This is a genomic window from Methanospirillum sp., assembly GCF_035406105.1.
GTDB lineage: Archaea > Halobacteriota > Methanomicrobia > Methanomicrobiales > Methanospirillaceae > Methanospirillum.
Window position 1 is genome coordinate 1 of sequence record NZ_DAONKG010000120.1, and the last position, 7,531, is coordinate 7,531.

General features: G+C 48.5%; 6 protein-coding genes. 4 read left to right on the forward strand and 2 right to left on the reverse strand.

The annotated features are described in order from the left end of the window. The coding region (locus tag PLA23_RS08240; RefSeq protein WP_502883611.1) for a 26S proteasome regulatory subunit family protein at positions 1 to 494 on the reverse strand (494 nt) is incomplete at its 3' end. A 42-nt stretch (positions 495 to 536) separates the two neighbouring features. Between PLA23_RS08240 and PLA23_RS08245 the strand changes: the two genes are divergently transcribed. Continuing rightward, positions 537 to 935, forward strand: coding sequence for an aconitase X swivel domain-containing protein (locus tag PLA23_RS08245; protein WP_324330437.1), 399 nt, complete (start codon positions 537 to 539; stop codon positions 933 to 935). Positions 936 to 952: 17 nt separating this feature from the next. Here PLA23_RS08245 and PLA23_RS08250 read toward each other — a convergent pair whose 3' ends face one another. After that, positions 953 to 1,630 carry a hypothetical protein gene (locus tag PLA23_RS08250; RefSeq protein WP_324474828.1) on the reverse strand — a complete coding sequence of 226 codons (678 nt, stop codon included), beginning with the start codon at positions 1,628 to 1,630 and terminating at the stop codon, positions 953 to 955. A 165-nt stretch (positions 1,631 to 1,795) separates the two neighbouring features. Between PLA23_RS08250 and PLA23_RS08255 the strand changes: the two genes are divergently transcribed. The 3 genes from PLA23_RS08255 (at position 1,796) to gyrA (ending at position 7,349) form a co-directional block, all read left to right on the forward strand. Beyond that, positions 1,796 to 2,722: a DUF475 domain-containing protein gene (locus PLA23_RS08255; protein ID WP_324330441.1), complete on the forward strand. Its 927-nt coding sequence runs from the start codon at positions 1,796 to 1,798 to the stop codon at positions 2,720 to 2,722. 105 nt (positions 2,723 to 2,827) lie between these two features. Further along, positions 2,828 to 4,840: a DNA topoisomerase subunit B gene (locus tag PLA23_RS08260; protein ID WP_324330443.1), complete on the forward strand. Its 2,013-nt coding sequence runs from the start codon at positions 2,828 to 2,830 to the stop codon at positions 4,838 to 4,840. Then, entirely contained in the window at positions 4,830 to 7,349 is a 2,520-nt protein-coding gene (gyrA, locus tag PLA23_RS08265) for a DNA gyrase subunit A (protein WP_324474830.1), read from the forward strand. The genes PLA23_RS08260 and gyrA overlap by 11 nt, the downstream gene beginning before the upstream one ends. The last annotated feature ends 182 nt before the right edge of the window (positions 7,350 to 7,531 follow it).

Below are 7,531 nucleotides of genomic sequence, written 5' to 3' on the forward strand. Positions count from 1 at the left end.
TCCACACCTATCCGCTCAAAGACTTCCGGCATGGTAAGCGGATACTCAACCGCTTCCCGAATCTCTTCTATCTCGCTGGAAAGGCCTCCAATATGCTCAAATGTCACATCCGGGGATTCATCAAGTTCCATAACCCTGACCCTGGAGTCATACGTCTCTTCAAGGACTTTTACGACAGAAAGCGCATTGTTTACGGCAACCTTACACCCAGGGTAGACGTACGGGCGCAGTTCATCCGTAATCTGGGTCACATACTCCTGGTTGTTCCCCATCTGACGAAGGTAAATCTCGCCATTTTTAAAGACATCCACAACCAGCGCAACAAAAAGGGGCATTCGTTTGAGTTGTGAATTCTCCCTTTTCAGGACAGAATTTTCCTTGATTAATTCCTCTGAACGGATAGACAACTCAAGATTCTGGGCCTCCAGCTCCTGGATCCGAATCTGATAGTGAATCTCATTTTCACAGGAGATACGTGCAAGAGGCTGTTCCATAGTACATAATTATCCAGTCGTTCTACTTATACGTGAGTGTGCATGATATTCCATGGACGCGGTATATCGCGTGGTATTGGAAAAGGGCCCCTGCTTATAGGCCCTGATCCAATCTCATTTCTCTCCGGTGTAGATCCGGAAACAGGAATTGTCCTTGAGCCAGGCCATCCACTTGAAGGAAAGGACATAACCGGGTCAGTTCTGGCATTTGAATACGGGAAGGGATCAACCGTCGGGAGTTACATTCTCTATGCCCTCTCGCGCAATGGTCATGCCCCTGCGGCGATCATCAATGAGGAGGCAGAAACCATCATTGCCGTTGGGGCCATTATGGGAAAGATCCCCATGATAGATCGGATCGGGACTCCTCTTACCCGTCTTCCGGCAGGCGCTCTGGCCGAAGTGGACGGTACAGCAGGAACCCTGACTATTATCGAATAAAAAAGAGACGGATGTGATCAGGAAGTAAACGAATATTCCTTCATATATTTTTTATCAAGATACGGAAATCCCCATTCTGTACAATACCCGTCCAGGGTCTTAATATCAGTAATTACATTCTTCCCATAATTGTCAGTCAGATCCTGATATCGCCGGTAATTTCCTAGTGAGGCAGGATCAGTTCCTGCATTCTTCCAATATACTGCCTGCTTCAGACTTGAGGCATAAGAACCCAGTGAACGGATAAACCCAAGATATTTATTAAAAATTACCTCTTCCCGAGAGCTCAGGCCTGGGAATACATTCTTTTCCGGCAGAGACTGATCAAGATGATACTCCTCGGTCAGGTCCTGCACCATATTCTCAAGTGCTAATGCCTTCTCCTGAACGCCGGCTGCATCAAGTGCACGATCAGATGCCCTGATAGCCACATAGGCCTTTGTCAGCTTTGGAAAAGTATCCTCAATAAACCCTTTCAGCCGGCCGGATGCATCGGTGTCATGAGTCATTACCCGTTTCTGAACCGGTTCAGGAGCGGATGGAAGATTTGTTTCCTGCACCTTCGGGGGCTGTGTTGTTTTCACCAGAATCGGAGTATTATCAGAGAGGTTCCCAAGATCTGTATGCGTACATCCGGACGTCAGAATGCAGATAAGCAAAAGAATAACAGAAATGAGCAAAGTCTCATACTTCATACCATCGGATAGGAGAACCGAGTATATATAGTGTATAGGTATACAGAAAAGGGCATGATACCCTTTTGGTTCCTGTCATACACAGAGCCTGCATAAATATATTTCCAAACTCATGTTTCCAGCTGATAGGCTGAATTCATATTCTTTTATCCCATACCTTAGCACGTGGAACTCTTTACCATCATCCTGACCATCATGGGTCTGTGCATGTTTGAGATCATCTGCAGTATTGATAATGCCATCATCAATGCAGAAGTCCTCGGTACCATGCAGCCAAAATACCGGAGATGGTTTCTGCTCTGGGGGATATTATTTGCCGTTTTCCTCGTCCGCGGCCTGCTTCCTCTCCTCCTGGTCTGGTTTTCAGCACCGGAACTTTCTCCCTGGGAAGTGTTTACCGCGATGTTTAGTGATAAACCTGAGATAAAAGATGCGATTGAGACATCCTCCCCCATCCTGCTCATCGGCGGAGGGACGTTTCTGCTCTTCCTCTTTTTTCACTGGCTCTTCCTTGAGGAGAAGCATTTTGGCCTTAAAGGAGAGCGATACTTCTTTTCAAAAGGAGTATGGTTTTATGCGGTTGTATCCATCCTGCTCATGATTATCGTCTGGTTTGCCATAGAAAAGAATGCGATGATGGCATTTGGGGCGGTTGTCGGATCCACAGCATTTTTCATCGTTCACGGATTTAGGCAGAATGCAGAACTTCAGGAGCAAAAACTTATGGGAGGGGATATGTCTGACATCAGTAAGATCATGTACCTTGAGGTCATTGATGCCACGTTCTCCATCGACGGCGTTCTTGGGGCGTTTGCATTCACCATGTCTGTACCCCTTATCCTCATTGGAAATGCCCTGGGTGCCATTGCAGTCAGACAGATTACCGTTGGCAATATTGAAAGAATTAAAAACTACCGGTTTTTGAAAAATGGAGCCATGTATTCGATTCTCTGTCTGGGAACCATCATGCTTGCCGACAGTTTCGGATATCACATTCCTGAATTCGTCTCTCCGATGATCACCTTCGCCGTCGTCGGGTTATTTTACCTCAAGTCAGTGCGCGAAATGAAGGAAGTGCCTCCAGCAGCCTGACACATCCCCGGTTTTTTTCGCATCTGAATCACCATATTTTAGATGTACAAACACCAATAGTATTGGACACATTTTCTCAACACATATTTTTTGGGAGGTTTTTGTCTGTCCAATACATACAATTCTGAGAATATCAAAATTCTGCGGGGTCTTGAACCGGTCAGGGAGCGGCCGGCGATGTATATCGGATCCACCGACAGCCGTGGGCTTCACCATCTGGTATACGAGGTGGTTGATAACTCCATTGATGAGGCCCTTGCAGGATACTGCACCCATGTGCAGGTCGTCATACACACGGATGGAAGTATCAGTGTGGAGGACAACGGGCGTGGTATCCCTGTCGATCCGATGAAAGACAATGACAATAAAAGTGCTCTTGAGACCGTTCTCACCGTCCTTCATGCAGGTGGAAAATTTGACAAGAATACCTACCAGGTGTCAGGGGGGCTGCACGGGGTTGGTGTTTCGGTTGTCAATGCCCTTTCTGTTGAACTGACCGCGACGGTCTGGAAGGACGGGTATACCTATCGTATGCTCTTTTCCCGTGGTCAGCCACAAACCGACCTTATTAAGGAAGAAGAGGACTTTGAAGAGATCAAGGACCGGTATATCAGACGATATGGAAAACTTCCTGATGACTGCCCAGACACAAAAGAGGCTTTTCTTAAAAAATATCTGTCACAGGTAACCGGTACAATGATCAGGTTCAAACCTGATTCGACGATATTTGAGACGGTTGAGTTTGACTATGATATTCTTGCCCACCGGATGCGGGAACTTGCATTTCTCAACTCAGGGATTACCATCAGCATTACCGATGAACGGTGTGAAGATCTTGAGGAATGCAGCGAGGTCTTCTCATATGAAGGCGGGATATCAGAATATGTCAGATATCTCAACCACGAAGCCCAGCCGGTTCATGAATCGGTTATCTATTTTGAGAGGAAAGATCCGGAAAACAAAGTTGAGGTCGATATTGCATTCCAATACGCAACAACCTACTCTGAAAAGATCTTCACCTATGTAAACAGCGTCAATACCAAGGAAGGCGGGACTCATCTTGAGGGATTCAGATCCGCCCTGACCAAAGCCATTAACAAAATGGGCAAGGAGAATAAGGTAATAAAGGATCCAAATCTCTCGCTGAAGGGTGATGACGTCAGGGAAGGACTGACTGCCATTATCTCGGTCAGGATGGCAAACCCCCAGTTTGAAGGACAGACCAAGATGAAACTGGGGAACAGTGAGGTCAGGGGCATTGTGGACTCACTCGTGTATGCTTCACTGTGTGAATACTTTGAGGAACATCCAAAAGACCTCGCAGCTATCATTGACAAAGCCGTTTTGGCATATCAGGCCAGAGAAGCAGCCCGGAAAGCAAAGGAACTTGCCAGAAGAAAGAGTACGCTTGAGTCATCCGGCCTTCCCGGGAAACTTGCCGACTGTTCTGAGAGATCTCCTGAAAAGAGTGAGATCTATATCGTGGAAGGAGATTCTGCAGGTGGCAGTGCCAAGCAGGGTCGTGACCGGCGATTCCAGGCAATCCTCCCCCTTCGTGGAAAGATCCTGAACGTTGAAAAGGCAACGGTACATAAAATTCTGAAAAATAACGAAATTCAGGCACTTATCTCTGCGATCGGGACAGGCGTTGGTGAATCCTTTGATATCGAGAAGGCACGATACCACCACATCATCATCATGACCGATGCGGATGTCGATGGAGCCCACATCAGTACACTTCTCATGACATTCTTTTTCCGATACCTCCAACCGCTCATCGAAGCCGGGTATATTTATCTGGCCCAGCCCCCGCTCTACCGGATCTCAAAGGGAAAGCAGGAGAAGTATGCCTACACCGAAGAGGAGATGAAACAGATCCTGCAGGAGATGGGTGAGAAGGGCGTGAATGTCCAGAGATACAAAGGTCTTGGAGAGATGAATGCATCCCAGCTCTGGGCAACCACAATGGACCCGGAGACGAGAGTCCTCAAAAGGGTGGTGATCGAGGATGCAGCCTACGCAAATGAGATCTTTGAAAAACTGATGGGTGATGATGTCACCGCCCGTCGTGACTTTATCAAGCGGCATGCAAAAGAGGTGACAAACCTTGACATCTGAAGATTCCCAGCAGTCACTCTTTACCCCGAAGGTCAATCCGGTTAATATTGAGGAGGAGATGAAGTCCTCCTACATCGATTATGCGATGTCGGTGATCATTGGACGAGCAATCCCTGATGTCCGGGACGGATTAAAACCAGTCCACCGGAGATCCCTGTACGCCATGTGGGAGATGGGAAATACCCACGATAAGCCCTATAAAAAATCAGCCCGTGTGGTCGGAGATGTCATGGGTAAGTATCACCCACACGGTGATGCATCCATTTATGATACCATCGTCAAGATGGCACAGCCGTTCTCGTACCGGATGATGCTTGTCGACGGTCAGGGAAACTTCGGTTCTGTTGACGGAGACGCTCCTGCGGCAATGCGATATACGGAAGTCAGGCTGAAACGGGAGGCAGAAGAACTCCTTGTCGACCTTGATAAAGAGACGGTTGAATTTGTCCCAAACTTTGATGAATCCCTCCAGGAACCATCAGTTCTTCCGGCGAAACTGCCTAACCTTCTCATCAACGGTTCCGATGGTATTGCCGTCGGTATTGCAACCAAAATGCCGCCCCATAACCTGGGCGAGGTATGCAATGCGGTCTGTTATTACCTGGAACACCCCGATGCAACGGTCCATGACCTGATGCAGATAATGCCGGGTCCTGATTTCCCGACTGGCGGTATCATCATGGGCACCGACGGGATTCAGAATGCATACCTGTCAGGCCAGGGCAAACTGACCGTCCGGGGTGTTGCCGAGATTGATGAATCAGGCAAACGGGACCAGATCATCATCACCGAGATCCCTTATCAGGTCAACAAGGCAAAACTCATCGAACATATCGCTGAGCTGGTCAAAGAGAAGAGAATTGATGGAATATCAGATCTCAGGGATGAATCAGACAAGGAGGGGATGCGGATTGTCATCGATCTCCGTAAAGACGCACGGCCCCAGCTGATTCTGAATCACCTGTATAAGCACACCGCCCTTGAGAGCACCTTTGGTATTATCAATTATGCAATAGTTGACCGGCAGCCAAAAATCCTGGGTTTAATCGGCCTTATTGAACAGTTCGTTCGTCACCGGATCTCTGTTATCACCAGAAGAAGTGAGTTTGACAAGCGCAAAGCAGAGGAGCGGGTTCATATCCTCCACGGTCTGCTCCATGCAATCGACAACATTGATGCGGTGATTGCAACCATCCGGGCAGCCCAGACCGCTGATGAGGCAAAGGATGCCCTTATTGCAAAGTTCTCTCTTGATGAGGCACAGGCCGGGGCAATCCTTCAGATGCAGCTGCGCCGGCTTGCTGCTCTTGAAAAGCAGAAACTGATCGATGAACGGGATCAGCTTGAGGCTGAGATCAGACGGCTTGTCGAACTCCTGTCTTCCGAGGCCAATATCAGGGCAGAAATCTCCCGGGAGCTGCAGGAGGTCAGGGATACGTATGCAGACAAGAGGAGGACCCGGATAACCGGTGATATTCAGGAGATCGTACGGGAAGACCTTATTCCGAACAAACAGGTTCTGGTCTGCCTTACCCACCAGAACTATGTCAAGCATATGGATGTGGATGCATACCGGGTCCAGGGTCGGGGAGGCAGAGGTGTCATGGGGATCTCCATCAAGGATGGTGATTATGTGGAGCAGGTCTTTGTTGCCAATACCCATGACCATCTGCTCTGTTTCACCTCAACCGGCCGGGCGTACTGGCTCAGGGTCTTTGATATTCCGGAAGGGTCCAGGCAGAGTAAAGGAAAGGCTATTGTAAACCTGCTTGATCTTCGAAATGAGGAGCGGGTCACCGCAGTCATTCCGGTACAGGAGTTCTCGTCAGATCGGTACTTCCTCTTCCTGACCGAACGGGGAATGATCATCAAGATTCCGCAGGATGAGTTTGCACGACCGCGATCCACCGGGGTGAATGCAATCTCACTTCGTGAGGGTGATAACCTGGTGCATGTTATGGTCAGTGACGGTAGCCAGGAGATCATCATCACTACCAGATACGGGCAAAGCCTTCGGTTCCATGAGGAACAGATACCTCTGCGTCACCGGAACGCCCTTGGTGTCATCGGTATGCGGATGAAAGACGATGATGTTGTCACCAGTATGACTGTTATTGAGGAAGGAAAGCACCTCCTTACCATCACCTCATCAGGATATGGAAAACGTACCAACTTTGATGAGTACCGGGGTCATGGCCGGGGTACGATGGGTGTTCGAAACATCAAACTGAAACGCAATGACGGTATTGTCACGGCATTTTCCGCAGGACCGGACGAAGAGATCATCCTCATGAGCGCCGAAGGCATTGTAATCAGAACCTATGTTGATAAAATACCCATTCAGGGCCGCTCAACCCAGGGGGTCAGGATTATGAGACTTGCCTCAGGTGACCGGGTCGTTGGCGTTACCTCACTCTCTCCTGATGAGCAAAAAGGCCTTGATGATGATATCCCCCAGGCAGAGATCATCGATGAAGGACCGGATGAAAACGGTTCTCTGGAAGAATAAAAAGAAAAAAAGGATAAATTATTTATCCCGTTTTTAGGAATACTGCACTCTGGGTCTGTCCTGGGACGAACAGGATGCAGATTCGGTCAAGATTGTATCATCGCCATCCGCTCCGGTAGAGTATCCATTCATACCTCTTCGAAAGAGCCGGATATCATTCTCCTCTGCAGATACTCCATCGA